The following is a 15,322-nucleotide window of genomic DNA, read 5'->3' on the forward strand; positions in this document are numbered from 1 at the left end:
CATGCAGTCGCTTCTTACCCCGGCTCATCATGGCCCGGGCTGATACCGGACGGAACCTGATCGTCGAAGGCATTTCTCTTATCGTTTGCGCGGCGCGGCATTCGCAAATAAGCGACGCAAAATGGATAGATCGTTCGTCATCGTACAGATTTCCGACCTGCATCTGGACGGGTCTGGTCGGCTGCTTGCGACGATCGAGACGCTCAATGCAGCAATTCGCGAGAGAATGGCGGACTTCGCGGATGTTCCCGATCGCATCCTGCTGATCACCGGCGATATCGTGGACGACCCGACGCCGCCTGCGCTCGGCGAAGCGCTCGCCGTCATTACGTTCTTCCGGCAGACCGGGCTGTTCACCGACATTCAGGCAATTGCCGGCAATCACGACGTCAAGCGCCCGAGCCAGCGTGCAGGCCGCCACGACGTCTATGATTACCTGCATTTGCCGCGGACCTCGAAGAGCGTCTACTACCGTCAAGCTGGCCTCGATCTGGTGCTGCTGGATTCCAACCGCGCGAGCCTCACGACGCTCGCGAGCGGCAACGTCGACCAGCGCGCCTACAACGCCATGGTTTCGGATTCCGCGCGGCTGAGCGTTGAGCTCGCGGGCAGCCTCGGGTCGGGCGGCCGCGCCGATTATGCCGAGCCGGTTGAAAACCTGGTGCGCGTGCTTGCGCTGCACCATCATCCACTGCCGCAGGCGACCGGAGAAGGAAAGCGGTTCCTCGGCGTGCCCGACGAGCCGCTGATGTATCTCGCCGCGCCCGCGACCTTTCTCGAAGCGGCGACATCTCTCAACGTCGATCTGGTTCTGCACGGACACCGGCATGTCGAAGGCTTGACGCGCTATTCGATTCCCGATCCGCGCGCCACGTCGAGTGAGAGCGATGAAGCATTCTGGCGCACGATCTACGTCCTGTCCTGTCCATCATCGACCGGGCAGGCCGGCGACGATGCCGGCTTCAACGTCATTCATTTCGGCCCGATGTCCCACCCGATGTCCTCTGGCGGCCGCACCGAGTATCGCTTTGCGATCGCCCGCTACTCACGTCCGCGCAAGGATGGTGTCTTCAGGCCGCTCGATTCCAACCTGCCGCACGGCGTCGTCAGGCTGCCCGCCGGGCGCGATTTTTCCCGAGATCCGGCCGTCCAGTCGGGCATCGAGATCGACGCATGCACGACGCTGAAACGGGACCAGGTCGCGGCATTCGCCCGCCGGCTCCTGCTGCGCCGCGCCTTCTATGCCGACGGCGAGGTGGATTGGGCTGATTTGCTCCACGTCTATCTGGCGACCTCTCACGCCTGGGCCGATCTCGACAGCAAGTTCTCGAGATCTGCACGCAAGCATGACGTCGGCGCCGTAGCCGTGGTGACATCGCTGCTGCGTCGGTTGATCGAGCAATCTGCAAATGTGCTCGGCATCGACGATTTTCAGCTCGACGAGCTCCGCGCGAGGCGTCTGGTCAATCGTGACGATCTTCGGCGCGAATTGCCGAGGGTGGCGCGCCCGGACATCGATGTCGAGATCGCGACTCGGCAACGATTGCAATTGCTGCGGGACCTGAACGAGCAGGTGAGGGCGCTCGGCCTCGATCTGGGTCTCGGCGGCGAGGTGCCGCCGCAGGCGCCGCGGTGAGGGACGCGGGCCCGGGGAATTAACCGGCCGTTAGGGTTAACAGTCTATTGCTGGCGCGTTCGGCTCGATCAATCGGCTCGAGAGTCAAAGCGTCATGCGTCAACGGTTCGGTCTTGAACGGCTCAGTCTTGGACGGTTCAGTCTTGGACGGCTCAGTCTTGCCCGGCTTCTTGCGTCCACCTCGCTGGTCGCGGCGTTGGCCATGGGCCTCGGCGGCTGCACGGCGATGTCGAAACTCTCTGACGTCACGGGCTCGGTCGGGCCGCGGGCCGAAGCCGTTCCCGCCGATCCCGCGCGCGCTGCCGAAGTCTATGGCGAGCGCTATCGCGCCAATCCCAAGGACGCCGATGCGGCGCTCGCCTACGGCCAGGCCTTGCGCGCCAACGGTCAGCACGCCCAGGCCGCCGCCGTGCTCGAGCAGGCGACCATCGCCAATCCCGGCAACAGGGCGCTGATGGCCCAATACGGCCGCGCGCTCTCGGACAACGGCAATTTCCAGCAAGCCTTCGACGTGCTGTCGAAGGCGCATTCGCCCGATAACCCGGATTGGCGCCTGCTCTCGGTGCAGGGCACCGCGCTCGATCAGATGGGCCGTCACCAGGAAGCGCGCTCCTATTATGCGAGCGCACTCAAGATCGCGCCTGGCGATCCCGGCGTGCTCTCCAATCTCGGCCTGTCCTACATGTTGTCGCGAGATCTGCCGAAGGCCGAAGACGCGCTGCGGCAAGCCTATGCCTCGCCGCGCGCAAACGCGCGGGTGCGGCAAAATCTCGGTCTGGTCGTCGGTCTCCAGGGCCGCTTCACCGAAGCCGAGAGCATCGTGAAGGCGGACCTGCCGCCGGACCAGGCTGCGGCCAATGTCGCCTATCTCAAGGAAATGCTGACCCGCAGCGACGTCAAGCGGGGTGCGCCGAAGCGGACTCCGGTCGCCTCGCTCGGCCAGCCCGACTGATCAGACGTGATCGTCCAATCCTGAAGGCAGCCGCGGACCTTGCGCGGTCCGCGTCGAACGTCATTGCATCTCGGTGACCTTGATCCCCGTCGGTCCGAGGATGACGACGAACAGCACCGGCAGGAAGAACAGGATCATCGGTACCGTCAGCTTCGGCGGCAGTGCCGCTGCCTTTTTCTCGGCCTCGTTCATGCGCATGTCGCGGTTTTCCTGCGCCATCACCCGCAGAGAATGGCCGAGCGGGGTGCCGTAACGCTCCGCCTGCTGGAGCGCGAGACATACCGACTTGACGCCCTCGAGCCCGGTGCGCCGCGCGAGGTTCTCGTAGGCGACCTTGCGATCCTGCAAATAGGACAGCTCGGCCGTGGTCAGGGTGAACTCCTCCGACAGCGCGATCGACTGGCCCACGATTTCGACCGCGACCTTCCGGAACGCCATCTCGATCGACATGCCGGATTCGATGCAGATCAGGAGCAGGTCGAGCGCGTCGGGAAAGGCGCGCTTGATCGAGAGTTGGCGTTTGGAGATCGCGTTCCTGAGGAACAGCATCGGCGCTTGAAGTCCGAGATAGGCCGCGCCGACGCAGATGCCGATCTTGATCGGCATCGACTGCTGCATATGCGCGATCAGGAACACGTAGATGATCGAGCCGACGAACAGCACGATCGGGGCAACCAGGCGGGCAAACAGGAAGGTGATGTAGGGCGCCTGGCCCCGATAGCCCGCCATGATGAGCTTGTCCCGCGCAGCTTCCTGCGCGAGCCATTTGGTCAGGTTGAAGTCGTCGACGACCTTCGAGACGAGCTGCTTCGGCGTCTGGCGCAGCGAGACTTTTTCGCTCTTGTGGAGGCGCTCGCGCTCGCGCTGCCGGATGCGCTCACGTTCGTTCGCCACCGCCTTCATGCGCTTGGAAAGGCCTTCGCCGGCGAACAGCGGCATCACCAGCGTATAGACGGTGGCGCTGGCGGCGATGGCCGCCAGCAACATCGTCATGAAGTGGACGTCGTGAAGCTTCGCAATGAGGAACTCTACCATAAGGCACCATCAGAAGTCGAAGTTGATCATCTTCTTCATCACCATGATGCCAATCGACATCCAGACGACGCAGCCGACCAGCATGAGCTGGCCGGTGGGATGAGTCCAAAGCATCGAGATGTATCCCGGCGTTGTGAGGTAGACGAGGAACATCACGATCGGCGGCAGCGAGCCGATGATGCCGGCCGAGGCCTTGGCTTCCATCGACATCGCCTGGATCTTCTCTTTCATCTTCTTGCGGTCGCGCAGCACCTTGGAGAGGTTGCCGAGTGCTTCGGAGAGATTGCCGCCCGACTTCTGCTGGATCGAGATGACGATGCCGAAGAAATTAGCCTCGGGCAGCGGCATCCGATCGTAGAGTCGCGTGCAGGCCTCGCCGAGCGGCATGCCGATCGCCTGCGTTTCGATGATGGACAGAAACTCCGAGCGTAGCGGCTCCGGCGCGTCGGCGGCGACGACCTTGATCGATTCGAACAGCGGCAGGCCCGCCTTGATGCCGCGGACGATCACGTCGACCGCGTCGGGCAGGGCCTTCAGGAATTTGGCTTCGCGGCGCCTCTTCAGGAAGCCCAGCGCCCAGCGTGGCAGACCGAAGCCGCCGGCAAAAGCGAGTCCGGCGGCACCGAGCAGGCCGCCGCCGATGAACAAGGCGACTGCGAACAGCACGCCCGCCACGACGGCGGACACGATCCAGAATTTCTGCGGCGCCCAGTCGAGGCCGGCCTGCGACAGGCGAACGCTGAGCGGTACGCTCTTCTCCTGCAGGCGCCGCGCCTCGAGATCCTTGAGCGAGGTTTCGACCTGCTCGCGGCGCGAGCGCTGCGTCTTCTCGGCCGCGCGGGCCGTGGGCGCCTCTGCGCGCGAGATCGAGGCGCGGCGGCTCTCGGCCTTCCGTTCCCCGGACAGCATTGGATAAAGGAAGACCCAGGCGAGGCCGCCGACGGCGGCGGTGGCAAGGAAGGCGAGGGCAAGGACTTGCATGTTCATGGCTGCGCTGACCTGCTCACGTCGTGGGCGCCACTTCCGCGGCGTCGAGCGCCGCGGCAAGGCGCTTCTCTTCGCCGTAATAGCGGGCGCGTTCCCAGAACTTCGGGCGGCCGATTCCGGTCGACCGGTGCCGGCCGATGATCTTGCCATTGGCGTCCTCGCCGACCATGTCGTAGAGGAAGACGTCCTGGGTGATGATGGTGTCGCCTTCCATGCCCATCACCTCGGTGATGTGGGTGATGCGGCGCGAACCGTCGCGCAGGCGCGCGGCCTGGACGATGACGTCGATCGAGGCGCAGATCATCTCGCGGATGGTGCGTGAAGGCAGGGAGAAGCCGCCCATCGTGATCATCGATTCGCAGCGCGATAGCGCCTCGCGGGGATTGTTGGCGTGCAGCGTGCCCATCGAGCCGTCATGGCCGGTGTTCATGGCCTGGAGCAGGTCGAATGCCTCGGGTCCGCGGACTTCGCCGACGATGATGCGCTCGGGACGCATACGCAGGCAGTTGCGCACCAGCTCGCGCATGGTGACCTGGCCCTCGCCCTCGATGTTGGGCGGGCGGGTTTCCAGTCGGACCACGTGGGGCTGCTGGAGCTGGAGTTCGGCGGCGTCTTCGCAGGTGATGACACGCTCGTCGTGCTCGATGTAGTTGGTCAGGCAATTGAGCAACGTGGTTTTGCCCGAGCCGGTACCGCCGGAGATCAGCACGTTGCAGCGGACGCGGCCGATGATCTGGAGGATTTCCGCGCCCTCCGGCGAGATTGCGCCGAACTTGACGAGCTGATCGAGCGTCAGCTTGTCCTTCTTGAACTTGCGGATGGTGAGCGTGGGGCCGTCGATCGACAGCGGGGGCACGATGGCGTTGACGCGGGAGCCATCGGCCAGGCGCGCGTCGCAGATCGGCGAGGACTCGTCGACGCGCCGGCCGACCTGGCTGACGATACGCTGGCAGATGTTGAGGAGCTGCTGGTTGTCGCGGAAGCGGATACCGGTGCGTTGGATCTTGCCGGCGACCTCGATGTAGACAGTGTCGGCGCCGTTGACCATGATGTCGGCGATGTCGTCGCGCGACAACAGCGGCTCCAGCGGACCGTAGCCGAGGACGTCATTGCAGATGTCGTCGAGCAGCTCTTCCTGCTCGGCGATCGACATCACGATGTTCTTGATCGCGATGATCTCGTTGACGATGTCCCGGATTTCCTCGCGCGCGGACTCCGAATCGAGCTTGGCGAGCTGGGCGAGGTCGATGGCCTCGATCAGCGCGCCGAAGATGGTCGCCTTGACCTCGTAATAATTGTCCGAGCGGCGGGCTTCCATGGTCGGCGCAGGCTTCGCCGGGGCAAGCGGCGGAGAGGAGACGGCCGGCGGCGGCGGCGGCACGCGCGACACAGCGGGCGCCGAAGCCTGGGCAGGCTCTGACGACACGGCACCGGGCTTCGGGGCCCGAGGGTCGGTGTCTGTTCCGCTACGCTTACCGAACACTTAAAAACTCCATGCGGCGACCTATTTTCCCCGCAACTTCTCAATCAGGGGTGAAAGCAGGGACGATTTCTGCTTCTTCGTTTCACTGCGGCCGGTCAGGCGCTGGGCGATCTGAAGGAACATCTCGATTGACTTATGATTGGCCGAGATCTCCGCGATCATCTGGCCGTTATTGGCCGCCGAGCCGAAGATCTGCGGCTCGAACGGGATCGAGACGACCGGCTGGCTCTCGATCGCCTTGGCGAACTCCGCCGCGGCGATTTCGGGCCGTTTCGGCACGCCGACCTGGTTCAGGCAGTAGAGCGGCGGACGGTCGTTCGGGCGCGCGGCCTTCAGGAGATCGAACAGGTTCTTGGTGTTGCGCAAATTGGCGAGGTCGGGCGCCGCCACGATCAGGATGTCGTCCGCTCCGATCAGGGCGCGTTTTGTCCAGCCCGACCATTGGTGCGGAACGTCGAGCACGATGCAGGGCATGGTGGAGCGCAGCGTGTCGAACACGGCATCGAAGGCGTCGGCGCCGAAATCATAGACCCGGTCGAGCGTCGCCGGCGCCGCCAGCAGGCTGAGGTGGTCGGTGCATTTCGACAGCAGGCGGTCGATGAAGGCGGTATCGACGCGATCGGGCGAGAACACGGCGTCGGCAATACCCTGCGGCGGATCCTGGTTATAGTCGAGCCCGGCAGTGCCGAAGGCGAGGTCGAGGTCGGCGACGACCGCATCCATCGCGAGATCGCGGGCGATCGCCCAGGCGACGTTGTGGGAGATGGTTGACGCGCCGACGCCGCCCTTGGCGCCGACCACGGCGATGATGCGGCCGACGGCCTTGGCTTCCGGCGCCGAGAACAGGTTGCAGATCGAGCGCACGACGTCGATCGCGCCGACCGGCGCGAGCACGTAGTCGCTGACGCCGCGGCGCACCAGCTCGCGGTAGAGCATGACGTCGTTGATGCGGCCGATCACGACCACGCGGGTGCCGGCGTCGCAGACGGTCGCGAGATGATCGAGCCCGCCCAGGAGGTCGTTGCGGCCGTCGCTTTCGAGCACGATCACGTTCGGCGTGGGTGCCGAGCGGTAGGCTTCGACCGCAGCCGCCATACCGCCCATCTGGATCTTCAGATGGGCCTTGCCGAGACGGCGATCTTCGCCGGCCGACTGCACGGCGGCCGCCGTTTCCACGGTCTCGCAGAAAGCCTGGACGGAAACGCGGGGCGCAGGCGCAATATGCTCCTCGGCCGGCGGGAGCGATGCCTCGGACTGCTCTTCTTGGGGCTGGCGGGCGTAGCTGATCATTTGCCGGTGTCGCTGAGTTTGGCCCTGTCGGCCTCAGGATAGGCGACCGCCGTCGGCATTCCCTTGCGATACTTCTCGAACGCGGCGGTGCGACGCGGCGTGTAGGACGGCGTTTCGGGCCGCGGCTGCTCGAGATCCGACGGATTGTCGACCATCGCCGCAAGGTTGCGCTGATAAGCGCAGCCGTAATTGTAATAGTCCTTGTTCTCGAACCAGCTCTTGTTCTTCATCGAAGGGCCGATATCTTCCGGCCACAGGCCGCAGGGACCCGCGACCGCGGCGATCTTGGAATAGGTGAGTCGGATCGGCGGCAGGAAGCGCTTGTCTTCCGGCTGGTAAGAGCGGGCGCTGACGCCGCGCGGCGGAACGCCCGCCGCCGACAGAATGGCCTGGATTTCACGCATGGTGTCCGCGACCGGACGCGCGTTGGGCGTGCCGGACGGCACGTCGATCCGGATCGCGCCGGTGCCTTCGTGCATCCAGGCCGACGCGACGCCCATCACGTCGGCGCGCTGGGCGGCGGTCAAGCCGCCACGGGCATGGCCGACGAAGACGACGATGGAGCGATTCTGCTCCTCGATCGCGATCGGATGCCGCTGCTTGTAGTCGTCGGGAATGGAGGCCGTGACCGCTTCGTCATGCTGGCAGCCGCCAAGGGCGAGCGCCATGCCGACGAGCGCGCCGCCGAGGTGGATGGCGCGCCTGCGAATCTGGGGTGGTCTAGTGATCTTCATGAAGTCCCCGTTCCGCCTCAGTCGGTGATGAAGCCGTAGGTGCCGCGGTAGTTCTTGGCCGGTTCGGTCCGGCCGGGCACGCCGTAGATGCGGTTGATGTTGCCGAGCAGTTCGGCCTGCGGATCCGCAGGCGCGGAGAAGCCATCATCCGGCCGCGACAGATCCTTTTGCGCAACTGCGCGAACGATATAGGGGGTCACGATCACGACCAGCTCGGTCGCGTTGTTGACGAAGTCGCGGCTGCGGAACAGCGTGCCGAGGACCGGGAGCTGCATCAGGCCCGGCAGTCCGCTGACCGCCTGCTTGGTCTGCTGCTGGATCAGGCCGGCCATAGCCATCGCACCGCCGGAGGGAATTTCCAGCGAGGTTTCTGCGCGGCGGGTCTTGATCGAAGGCACCGTGAGCGAGTTGACCGAGGACGAGGTCACGGCCTGGGACAGCGTGATCGCGTTTTCGTTGGAGAGCTCGGAGACCTCGGTCATCACCCGCAGGCTGATCTTGCCCTCGGTGAGAACGACGGGGGTGAAGTTGAGCGAGATGCCGAACTTCTTGAAGCTGATCTGGGTGGTACAAACGTGCGTGGTGGGGTCGCACGCGTAGCCGGCAGGCACCGGGAATTCACCGCCGGCGATGAATGTTGCCGATTCACCGGAGATTGCGGTCAGATTTGGTTCGGCCAGCGTCCGGATCACGCCCGCGGTTTCCATCGCACGCAGGGTGGCCTGCACCGACGGGGCCCCGCCGAACTTGGTGGTCAGGTTGTTGCCGTCGACGAGGTTGTGGCCGAGAGCCGTGAACGGATTGGAGTTGCTGAAGCTGACGACCGAGGTGCCGTAGCTGAGGTTGGCGGTGAGGTCGATTCCGAGCTGCTTGATGATGCTGCGCTGCACTTCGGCGACAGTCACCTTGAGCATGACCTGGTCGCGGCCGCGGACCACGATCGAGTTCACGACCTTCTCGGGGCCGCCCGCGAGGCGCACGGCGAGGTCGTTGGCCTGCAGGGCTTCGGCGGGATTCGCGGCCGAGCCGGTCAGGATGATGCCGTCGCCTAGCCCGTCGATCTGGATGTCTGAGTTCGGCAGGATCTGCTTCAGCGCGGCCCGCACGCCGTTGAGGTCGCGCTTGACCGCGATGTCATAGGCCGCAATCTGCTGGCCGGCGGAATCGAAGAACACGATGTTGGTCTGGCCGATCGCGGCGCCGATGATGTAGGCGCGCTGCGCCGAGCGGACGACCGCATTGGCGATCTTGGGATCGGCGACAAGCACGTCCTTGATGTCACGCGGAAGGTCGATCACGATCGACTTGCCGATGCCGAGCGAGAGGAATCGCGCGTTCATCTGACCGTCGGCCGCAGCCTGCGCCACGGGGCGATAGTCGGCGGCGACCACAGGGGTCAGCACCGGGTTGAGCGCGAGCGCGAGGGCGGCCGAAAACGACAGGGCGCGGACCACAGAAGTTCGCATCGTCGCCAAGTTCGCCCTGCATTTCATATCGACAGTCCTCATCGTGCCTTCGCCGTCGAGCTTGGGATACCGTACCGAATGATCGAAATGCCATCGCGCTTCTGCGCGGAATCATCGAGCGTGATCTCGCTCAGCTTGACGTCGACGATGCTGCGCAACGCCAGCGACAGCGTGCCGCTCTGGCGTGCGGAGGAGAGCGTCGCAGTCTGCGCAGGATTGAGCTCGAGGGTGACGGTCTTGCCGACCACCGCGTTCTGCCCGTCCTTCTCCTTCGGCGCCTGGTCGATGGCCAGGACGCGGATATTGGCCAGGATGATCTCGGACGTGATCACATCAGGGGCGCCGCTGCTCTGGTCCGGATTCTTGAGACGGCGCGTCAGAAGCACGTCGACGCGGTCGTTGGGGAGGATGAAGCCGCCTGCGCCGGTTTCCGGCGAGATCTCGGTCGAAATCGCCCGCATGCCGGTGGGCAGGATTGCCGCCATGAAGCCGGAGCCTTCGGCCTTGACCAGCTTCTGGTCGCGGATCGGCTCACCCTGGATGAAGGGAGATCGTGCGATCGAGCCGGTGACCTGGGTTACCCCCTCGGGCCGCTCGTTGCGGCGGATGAAGGTGGTGCTGGCGGTCGCGGACGGCCAGGTCTGCCATTGCACGTCTTCCGGCTTGACGGTCTGGCCGAGGCCGATGTCGTTCTTGGCGACCAGGACGTCGACGGTGGGAAGCTGCGCGACCGGAGCCGGAGGCGGCGCAGAATTGTCCGAGCCGCTCGCCAGATACGCGGCGACGCCGCCGGCGCAGATGGCGACCGTCAGGACGACAATGCGTGCCCTATTCATACGCTTCACTTTCCAACAAACGCCGCGACGCTGACGCCGCCGTAATCGGCAGTTGACCAGCTATTCGTCAAAGCATGGTTAATGAGGCGTATCTAAATCGCCTTAACGCCGGGTTGACCCGATGCGTTCAGCGCAATGCGAGGTGAGCGAGGTCGATCGCCTTCACCCATTCGGTCTCCGGGTAGACCATCAGCGCACTCAGTGCGAGCGCGATGCCGTAGGGAATGCCGCTCTCCTTGGCGTGCAGCCGCGCGAGCCAGGCCTGGCCCGCCAGCCCATAAGGCAGCGGCCACTGCCGGAACTGGAGAAGGAGCAGCGTCAGCGCCCCGCCGAACAGCGAGGCGTAGAGCAGGAAGTTCATCAGCTGTGCGAACCCGAACCAGAGTGCGACGGAGGCCGCGACCTTGGCATCGCCACCGCCGACCCAGCCCATCGCAAAACAGGTGAAAGCCACGACCAGGACGAGCGCGCCTGAGCCGACATGGCTCAGCATCTCGTAAGGTGCCATGCCACCGGCGAGAGCAAGCGCGAAAAAGCCGGCGACCAGCGCCAGCGACACGCGGTTAGAGATCGTCATCGTGAAGAGATCGCTCGCGGCGGCAAACGCCATCAGGGCAGGGAAGAGCAGAAGGCGCGCAAGGTCGAGGATCATGGGCTGCGTCTTGAGGCCTGGGTTTGCCGCGGAGCTGGCGTCGCCGGATTCTAGCCGGCAGTGCTAAACAAACCGAAAACGGCGGCAGCGGTTTCGATGGGCGGAACCAGCCGAAGGCGTGCTCACCAGAGGGAGGCGATGCGTGCGGCGAGCGCGACGGTCGCAAGCAGCAGGGCCAGACAGACCCAGTAAGCCGGCGAGCCGGTCTGCGCGGCCTCGGCCGCGTTTGCCGCGACCGCGGCATCGGTTCTGTACTTGCTCAACGCCACAGGAACTCGCCGTCTGAAAAACAAAGGCCCCGGAGGCCCGGGGCTTTTGCCGTCGTTCTCGACCGCTTACTTCAGCGAGCTGCTGATCGAGTTGAACTTGGCGTTCAGCGTGCTGCCGAGATTGTTGACGACGGTGATGATGGCCAGCGCGATGCCGGCGGCGATCAGGCCGTATTCGATGGCGGTGGCGCCGGATTCATCTTTCGCGAAACGCGCAATCAGGTTCTTCATGAACAAAACTCCATCTGGGGTGGGATCGCCTCGTTCGGCGTGTGCTTGACGCAACGACCATGAGATCCGAGCTCTTTCGGGAGAGTTAATTCGATCGGGCAAACCCGCTTGCCGCTGGCCAGAGTGAATTTCGCCTTAAGGCAGCCAGCTGCAATTCGTTCCGGTTCCGGATGTGCAGCAAGCGCAGCTCCGGCTTCACCGTCCCTTAAATTTGGGGGAGTACGCGTAGGCGGGACCAGCAATTCGCAAGAGAGGCGACAATGTCGAGCCTGCCCATGGAAATCGCCCTGATGCTCGGCGAGACCATCGCGAAGGTGATCCCCACGACCTTCGCGCTCGCGGTGGTCTTCACCGTGCTCGAGCACGTCTGGGCCTGCAATCCCGGCGTGCCCTGGTGGCGCAAGCGGGAGATCGTCACGGACATCTGCTACTGGTTTGTCGTTCCGGTGTTCGCACGCGTCATGCGGATCAGCCTTCTGATCGTCGGTGCGAGCTTCGTCTTCAACATCCATGATGCCGACGAACTCATCGCCTTCTACGACAATGGCCACGGCCCGCTGGCGCTATTGCCGCTCTGGGTCCAGGCCGTGCTGTTCCTGGTGCTGTCCGATTTCATGCTGTACTGGCTGCACCGGCTGTTCCACGGCGGCGGGTTCTGGAAGTACCATGCGATCCATCACTCCTCGGAGGAGATCAGCTGGATTTCCGCGGCCCGCTTCCATCCCGTCAATCTCGTGCTCGGTACGATCGCGGTCGACGTCGTGCTGCTGATGGCCGGCATTTCGCCGAACGCCATGGTCTGGCTCGCCCCGTTCACGACCTTCCATTCGGCCTTCGTGCACGCCAACCTCAACTGGACCTTCGGGCCGTTCAAATATGTGCTGGCGACGCCGGTGTTCCATCGCTGGCACCACACCTCGCTCGTAGAGGGCGGCGACACCAATTTTGCCGGCACGTTCCCGATCTGGGATGTGCTGTTCGGCACTTTCCGCATGCCCGCGGGGCAATTGCCGCAGGATTACGGCAAGGATGAAGCCACCATGCCGAAGGAGATCGGAGGGCAGCTTGCCTATCCGTTCCGCCGCTAGGTTCTCGAGGGCCGCGAAATGCCAGTCCGTTCAAACAATAGTCGGCGAATTTGCGGAACGTTCACGAATTGAGGGCAGGTTAGCCGGGTCGGGCACCGGCTCGGCTGTTCTCTGATTGCTTCTGCCGGTTTGTGACGTCCCGGGGGTAAGAGTATGCGTAAACAACTGCTGCGCCGTCATGCGCGCGTCTGTCTTCTGGTTGCGGCCGCGGTGCTGGCATCGCCGGCTGCTGGCCTTGCCGAGCCGACCGCAGATGCCATTGCCGTGAATGTCGACCAAGCCAAGCTGGTGCGGTTGCCTGGCAAGGTGGCGACCATCGTGGTCGGCAATCCCATGATCGCCGACGTCACGCTCCAGCCTGGTGGCATGATCGTCGTGACCGGCAAGGGCTATGGCGCCACCAATTTCATCGCGCTCGACCGAGGCGGCGAGATCCTGGTCGACCGCCAAATCCAGGTCGAAGGTCCGAGCGATCGGCTCGTCACCGTCTATCGCGGGATCGAGCGCGAGTCCTACAGCTGCATGCCGGTTTGCCAGCGTCGCGTGACGCTCGGCGACAGCGACACCTATTTCAACAACACGATGAGTCAGGCCGGTTCGTTGAGCAGCACGGCCAGCGGCAATGCTGGGGCGGGCGCCAAGACGAACTGAGTAAGACGAACTGAGTAAGACGAACCAGCGAGTTTGATTGGCGGGTTTGCCGGGGCAAGGATCGCCCCGGGCCGACGCGGGCGCGTGAGTTTCTCTCTCCGTATGCTCGTCTCAATGCTCTCGTCTCGTTGGCCTGGGTCGTTCACAGTTAACGCGCCCTTAATGGCCCGGGCCGCCGGGTGCGGATCGCCTGAAACACTTAAACAATCAGTTTCCGCTATTGAACATGGCAGATGATTGCTGCTGCTGGGGAATTTGATGCCTTCGCCTGCACCTACGAGGTTCACGCTCCTCGCCATGCTGCGCCGGTTTCGCGGCAGTCGCCGCGGCTCCGCAGCCGTCGAGTTCGCGCTGGTCGCACCGATGTTCTTCGCGCTGCTGTTCGCCGTCATCGAGACGGCGCTGATGTTCTTGGCGACCCAGGTGCTCGAGAGCGCCAGCCAGAATTCCGCGCGGGTGTTGCTGACGGGGCAGGCGCAATCCGGTTCGGTGGCGGCCTGCGCGGTCTCCGGCGTGAGCACGCCCTGCTCGCAAGCGACGTTCAAGGCTTACGTCTGCAGCCAGATCCCAGCACTCTTTGATTGCACCAAGCTCTACGTCGACGTTGTGAGTACAAACTCGTTCGGAGCACTAAGCCTCACCAGCTACGGCAATTCCTGCAGCTTCAACCCAGCCGGCGTGCAGTACAATGCCGGGGCCGCCGGCCAGGTCGTCGTGGTGCGCCTGTTCTATCAGTGGCCGCTCATCGTCACCGGCCTTGGCTTCAACATGGGCTGCAGCAACAAACGGCTGCTGGTCGCGACCGCGGCCTTCAAGAACGAACCTTTTTGAGACAGATGGATTCGAGCAAGCCGATGCAGCCGATTGCGCATATCTGGAGGAATACCGGTCACTTCGTGCGCGACTTCGTCGCCGACAAGCGCGCGCTCGCTGCGACCGAATTCGCGGTCATCGTGCCGCTGATGCTGGTGATGTTCTTCGGTACCGTCGAATTTTCATCGGCCGTGGCGATTGATCGCAAAGTCACGATGATTGCACGGACGCTGTCCGATTTGACGTCGCAGTCAACGTCGCTCGACGCTGGCGACTTGCAGGACACGTTCACGGCAAGCATTTCGATGATCATGCCTTACGACGCTACGCTCGTGAACGGCACGGTTCTTCAGATCTATATCGACTCGAGCAGCGTCGCCAAAATTAAATGGAGCCAGTCCGCCACCATTGCCAACGGTGCGACGCAGGCCACGCTGACGGCTCCGCCCTCGGCTCTGGCTGCTGGTACCACGGTCACCTCGATGATTCCGTCGACGCTCTTGATCCCGAAGACCTACCTCATTTACAGCGAGGCGAGTTACCTCTACACGCCCTCCGTCAAATTTGTTCTGAAGTCGGGCATCATGCTGAGCGATGTCTCCTACACGCGTCCGCGCCAGGTCACCTGCGTTCCTTACAACGGCGTACCGTCGCTGCCGTGCCCCCTGAACTAGAAAAAAGGCCGGGCATTGCGCCCGGCCTTTTCTTTTGACTTGTTCGCTCGAGCCGATCGGGGCCGTAAGCGGTAGGCTCAACCGGCGGAACGAAGGTTGTCCGCTGCCGACTTGCCGGAACGGCGGTCGGCCACGATCTCGTAGGAGATCTTCTGACCTTCGCGCAGCGTGCCGAGGCCTGCACGCTCCACAGCGCTGATGTGGACGAACACGTCCTGGCCGCCATCGTCGGGCTGGATGAAGCCGAAGCCTTTGGTCGCGTTAAACCACTTCACGGTTCCCATGCTCATGGGGGTAGTCCCTTCTCAGATAACACAATGTCAGAGCCCGCTCGCGCGGACAGGTTAGATCGAATTTTTGGAAGGGTCGTCAGCGTGTCTGAACCGGCTGTACCGGTGGATGCTAATGTCGTCCGGCCGAAAATCGATTAATTCATTTTATTGGAAACAGAACCCCAAAACAATGCTGGCGTGCACGATTTTTTGATCCGCCGTGATGCTCACGGCGGATCAGCATACAGGTCGG

17 protein-coding genes are annotated in these 15,322 nt (G+C 63.7%); 6 read left to right on the top strand and 11 right to left on the bottom strand.

All coding sequences use genetic code 11. From position 1 onward, the window contains the following. Positions 1-121 precede the first annotated feature (121 nt). The gene (locus AC0L20_RS18185) at positions 122-1,636 is read left to right on the top strand and encodes a metallophosphoesterase family protein (protein ID WP_473290370.1); all 1,515 of its coding nucleotides are present in this window, start codon (positions 122-124) and stop codon (positions 1,634-1,636) included. 202 nt (positions 1,637-1,838) lie between these two features. Beyond that, positions 1,839-2,588 (top strand): tetratricopeptide repeat protein, encoded by a 750-nt coding sequence (locus AC0L20_RS18190; protein WP_473290473.1) that lies wholly within the window; start codon positions 1,839-1,841, stop codon positions 2,586-2,588. Positions 2,589-2,648: 60 nt separating this feature from the next. Here the strand turns inward: AC0L20_RS18190 and AC0L20_RS18195 are convergent, their stop codons facing one another. From AC0L20_RS18195 to AC0L20_RS18240, 10 genes are all read right to left on the bottom strand, one after another. Then, positions 2,649-3,623 carry a type II secretion system F family protein gene (locus tag AC0L20_RS18195; RefSeq protein WP_473290373.1) on the bottom strand — a complete coding sequence of 325 codons (975 nt, stop codon included), beginning with the start codon at positions 3,621-3,623 and terminating at the stop codon, positions 2,649-2,651. A gap of 9 nt (positions 3,624-3,632) precedes the next feature. Next, positions 3,633-4,610, bottom strand: coding sequence for a type II secretion system F family protein (locus AC0L20_RS18200; protein WP_473290377.1), 978 nt, complete (start codon positions 4,608-4,610; stop codon positions 3,633-3,635). Positions 4,611-4,626: 16 nt separating this feature from the next. Next, positions 4,627-6,093 carry a CpaF family protein gene (locus tag AC0L20_RS18205; RefSeq protein WP_473290380.1) on the bottom strand — a complete coding sequence of 489 codons (1,467 nt, stop codon included), beginning with the start codon at positions 6,091-6,093 and terminating at the stop codon, positions 4,627-4,629. Positions 6,094-6,114: 21 nt separating this feature from the next. After that, positions 6,115-7,383: a CpaE/TadZ family protein gene (locus AC0L20_RS18210; RefSeq protein WP_027570198.1), complete on the bottom strand. Its 1,269-nt coding sequence runs from the start codon at positions 7,381-7,383 to the stop codon at positions 6,115-6,117. After that, positions 7,380-8,117 carry a CpaD family pilus assembly protein gene (locus AC0L20_RS18215; RefSeq protein WP_456766328.1) on the bottom strand — a complete coding sequence of 246 codons (738 nt, stop codon included), beginning with the start codon at positions 8,115-8,117 and terminating at the stop codon, positions 7,380-7,382. Before AC0L20_RS18215 ends, AC0L20_RS18210 begins: the two co-directional genes overlap by 4 nt. Before the next feature lie 17 nt (positions 8,118-8,134). Beyond that, a complete protein-coding gene (locus tag AC0L20_RS18220) occupies positions 8,135-9,610 on the bottom strand; it encodes a type II and III secretion system protein family protein (protein WP_473290475.1) in 1,476 nt (491 codons plus the stop codon). An 11-nt stretch (positions 9,611-9,621) separates the two neighbouring features. Next, complete coding sequence (gene cpaB, locus AC0L20_RS18225) at positions 9,622-10,419, bottom strand: Flp pilus assembly protein CpaB (RefSeq protein ID WP_027570201.1); 798 nt, start codon at positions 10,417-10,419, stop codon at positions 9,622-9,624. 127 nt (positions 10,420-10,546) lie between these two features. Continuing rightward, on the bottom strand, positions 10,547-11,071 hold the full coding sequence (locus AC0L20_RS18230; protein ID WP_106941835.1) for an A24 family peptidase: 525 nt from the start codon (positions 11,069-11,071) through the stop codon (positions 10,547-10,549). Between the two features lie 122 nt (positions 11,072-11,193). Beyond that, entirely contained in the window at positions 11,194-11,334 is a 141-nt protein-coding gene (locus AC0L20_RS18235) for a hypothetical protein (protein WP_197031224.1), read from the bottom strand. A gap of 72 nt (positions 11,335-11,406) precedes the next feature. Next, positions 11,407-11,571 (bottom strand): Flp family type IVb pilin, encoded by a 165-nt coding sequence (locus AC0L20_RS18240; protein WP_456766327.1) that lies wholly within the window; start codon positions 11,569-11,571, stop codon positions 11,407-11,409. A 260-nt stretch (positions 11,572-11,831) separates the two neighbouring features. Here AC0L20_RS18240 and AC0L20_RS18245 point away from each other — a divergent pair, with 260 nt between their 5' ends. The 4 genes from AC0L20_RS18245 (at position 11,832) to AC0L20_RS18260 (ending at position 14,797) form a co-directional block, all read left to right on the top strand. After that, the gene (locus AC0L20_RS18245) at positions 11,832-12,659 is read left to right on the top strand and encodes a sterol desaturase family protein (RefSeq protein WP_473290392.1); all 828 of its coding nucleotides are present in this window, start codon (positions 11,832-11,834) and stop codon (positions 12,657-12,659) included. Between the two features lie 153 nt (positions 12,660-12,812). After that, positions 12,813-13,310, top strand: a complete 498-nt coding sequence (locus AC0L20_RS18250; protein WP_027570204.1) for a pilus assembly protein N-terminal domain-containing protein — start codon at positions 12,813-12,815, stop codon at positions 13,308-13,310. A 258-nt stretch (positions 13,311-13,568) separates the two neighbouring features. Further along, positions 13,569-14,141: a TadE/TadG family type IV pilus assembly protein gene (locus AC0L20_RS18255; protein ID WP_456766326.1), complete on the top strand. Its 573-nt coding sequence runs from the start codon at positions 13,569-13,571 to the stop codon at positions 14,139-14,141. A gap of 23 nt (positions 14,142-14,164) precedes the next feature. Then, positions 14,165-14,797 (top strand): TadE/TadG family type IV pilus assembly protein, encoded by a 633-nt coding sequence (locus tag AC0L20_RS18260; protein WP_456769739.1) that lies wholly within the window; start codon positions 14,165-14,167, stop codon positions 14,795-14,797. Positions 14,798-14,874: 77 nt separating this feature from the next. On the opposite strand, the gene AC0L20_RS18265 is transcribed toward AC0L20_RS18260, so the two are convergent. Beyond that, a complete protein-coding gene (locus AC0L20_RS18265) occupies positions 14,875-15,087 on the bottom strand; it encodes a cold-shock protein (RefSeq protein WP_007599788.1) in 213 nt (70 codons plus the stop codon). Between the last annotated feature and the right edge of the window lie 235 nt (positions 15,088-15,322).

It is taken from the genome of Bradyrhizobium sp. Kon58 (genome assembly GCF_055807455.1).

What these genes read in the sequence shown, in the direction of transcription:
- AC0L20_RS18185 (WP_473290370.1), top strand. Translation starts at nt 122, where the DNA reads ATGGATAGATCGTTCGTCATCGTACAGATTTCCGACCTGCATCTGGAC.
- AC0L20_RS18190 (WP_473290473.1), top strand. Translation starts at nt 1,839, where the DNA reads ATGGGCCTCGGCGGCTGCACGGCGATGTCGAAACTCTCTGACGTCACG.
- AC0L20_RS18195 (WP_473290373.1), bottom strand. Translation starts at nt 3,623, where the DNA reads ATGGTAGAGTTCCTCATTGCGAAGCTTCACGACGTCCACTTCATGACG.
- AC0L20_RS18200 (WP_473290377.1), bottom strand. Translation starts at nt 4,610, where the DNA reads ATGAACATGCAAGTCCTTGCCCTCGCCTTCCTTGCCACCGCCGCCGTC.
- AC0L20_RS18210 (WP_027570198.1), bottom strand. Translation starts at nt 7,383, where the DNA reads ATGATCAGCTACGCCCGCCAGCCCCAAGAAGAGCAGTCCGAGGCATCG.
- AC0L20_RS18215 (WP_456766328.1), bottom strand. Translation starts at nt 8,117, where the DNA reads ATGAAGATCACTAGACCACCCCAGATTCGCAGGCGCGCCATCCACCTC.
- AC0L20_RS18220 (WP_473290475.1), bottom strand. Translation starts at nt 9,610, where the DNA reads ATGAAATGCAGGGCGAACTTGGCGACGATGCGAACTTCTGTGGTCCGC.
- cpaB (WP_027570201.1), bottom strand. Translation starts at nt 10,419, where the DNA reads ATGAATAGGGCACGCATTGTCGTCCTGACGGTCGCCATCTGCGCCGGC.
- AC0L20_RS18230 (WP_106941835.1), bottom strand. Translation starts at nt 11,071, where the DNA reads ATGATCCTCGACCTTGCGCGCCTTCTGCTCTTCCCTGCCCTGATGGCG.
- AC0L20_RS18240 (WP_456766327.1), bottom strand. Translation starts at nt 11,571, where the DNA reads ATGAAGAACCTGATTGCGCGTTTCGCGAAAGATGAATCCGGCGCCACC.
- AC0L20_RS18245 (WP_473290392.1), top strand. Translation starts at nt 11,832, where the DNA reads ATGTCGAGCCTGCCCATGGAAATCGCCCTGATGCTCGGCGAGACCATC.
- AC0L20_RS18250 (WP_027570204.1), top strand. Translation starts at nt 12,813, where the DNA reads ATGCGTAAACAACTGCTGCGCCGTCATGCGCGCGTCTGTCTTCTGGTT.
- AC0L20_RS18255 (WP_456766326.1), top strand. Translation starts at nt 13,569, where the DNA reads ATGCCTTCGCCTGCACCTACGAGGTTCACGCTCCTCGCCATGCTGCGC.
- AC0L20_RS18260 (WP_456769739.1), top strand. Translation starts at nt 14,165, where the DNA reads ATGCAGCCGATTGCGCATATCTGGAGGAATACCGGTCACTTCGTGCGC.
- AC0L20_RS18265 (WP_007599788.1), bottom strand. Translation starts at nt 15,087, where the DNA reads ATGAGCATGGGAACCGTGAAGTGGTTTAACGCGACCAAAGGCTTCGGC.